We start from the raw sequence: 1,382 nt of genomic DNA on the forward strand, positions 1-1,382 counted from the left end.
GGGGCCTGACCCCGGTTCTTGGACACGCTGAATCCAGCACCTGGTGCTGGGGAAGCGAGATGATCGAAGAACCATGGCCAGGAAGAACTACTCCGAAGAGTTCCGTCGTCAGGCCGTCGACTTGTACGAGTCCACCCCGGGCGCCACGGTCCGCGGCATCGCCGAGGACCTCGGCATCGTCCGCGGCACCCTGCGGCACTGGCTCGAGGCCTACGGCACCGGCAAGAAGACCGCCGCTGACGGGACGTTGACCTCCAGCCCGCTGCAAGCCAAGACGTCCGCCGCGAGCTCGTCGGCACCGACGGACGAGACGCCGGAGCAGAGGATCGCCCGGCTCGAGGCCGAGAACGCGGCGTTGCGAGCGGAGACCACCAAGCTCACGACCGAGCGGGAGATCCTGCAGCGGGCGGCCAAGTATTTCGCCGGGGAGACGCGCTGGTGAGTCGCTTCCAGTTCGTCGCCGACAACTCCGCCACCTTCGAGGTGAAGCGACTGTGCGAGCTCGTCGAGATCGAGCGCTCGTCCTACTACGCCTGGCTCAAGGCCGCGCCGGCCCGCGAAGCCAGAGCAGCTGACGACGCAGCGCTGGCTGAGCGGATCAGAGCGGTCCATGCCGAGGACAACACTCAGGGCGCGCCGCGGATCACCGCCGAGCTCAACGCTCAACTCGGTGACAGCGCGGCTGCCGGTGAGCGGGTCAACCACAAGCGTGTCGCGAGGGTGATGCGGGCCGAGGGCATCCGCGGCTACATGAAGAAGCGCCGGGTCCGCACCACGATCCCCGAGCCGTCGGGGCAGAAGTACCCCGACCTGCTCCAGCGTGACTTCACCGCCGAGCGCCCCAACGAGCGCTATGTCGGCGACATCACCTACCTGCCGCTGGCCGACGGGACGAACCTGTACTTGGCGACCGTGATCGACTGCTACTCCCGTCGGCTGGCCGGGTGGGCCATCGCCGACCACATGCGCACCGAACTCGTCGAGGACGCCCTCAAGGCCGCCGCCGCGACCCGGGGCAGCCTCAAGGGCGCTGTGTTCCACAGCGACCACGGGTCGGTCTACTGCTCGAAGGCCTACGCCAAGCTCTGCCGCAAGCTCGGCGTGACCCAGTCCATGGGCGCCGTCGGATCCAGCGCGGACAACGCCCTCGCAGAGTCGTTCAACGCCACGATGAAGCGCGAGGTCCTCCAAGACGCCGCCTGCTGGAGTGACGAGCTGACCTGCCGTCGGCAGGTCTTCAGATGGCTCGTCCGCTACAACACCAAGCGACGCCACTCGTGGTGTCGCTACACCTCGCCGGTCGCCTTCGAGACCGGCTACACCGCTACGCTGCGACCTGCTGCGTAATCACACCCCGTGTCCAAGATCCGGGGGTAGGGCCC

At 67.8% G+C, this 1,382-nt stretch carries 1 protein-coding gene; it reads left to right on the plus strand.

Annotated features, from left to right (window positions below; all coding sequences use genetic code 11):
• The first annotated feature begins 73 nt into the window (after positions 1-73).
• Positions 74-1,347, plus strand: a protein-coding gene (locus ABH936_RS14070; RefSeq protein ID WP_404603552.1) for an IS3 family transposase whose coding sequence is annotated in 2 segments (ribosomal slippage) — positions 74-422 and positions 422-1,347 — 1,275 coding nt in all. Because the reading frame shifts where the segments join, the coding sequence is not laid out codon by codon here.
• The last annotated feature ends 35 nt before the right edge of the window (positions 1,348-1,382 follow it).

Source organism: Dermacoccus sp. GAS27A (assembly GCF_044909235.1).
GTDB classification, from domain to species: Bacteria; Actinomycetota; Actinomycetes; order Actinomycetales; family Dermatophilaceae; genus Dermacoccus; species Dermacoccus nishinomiyaensis.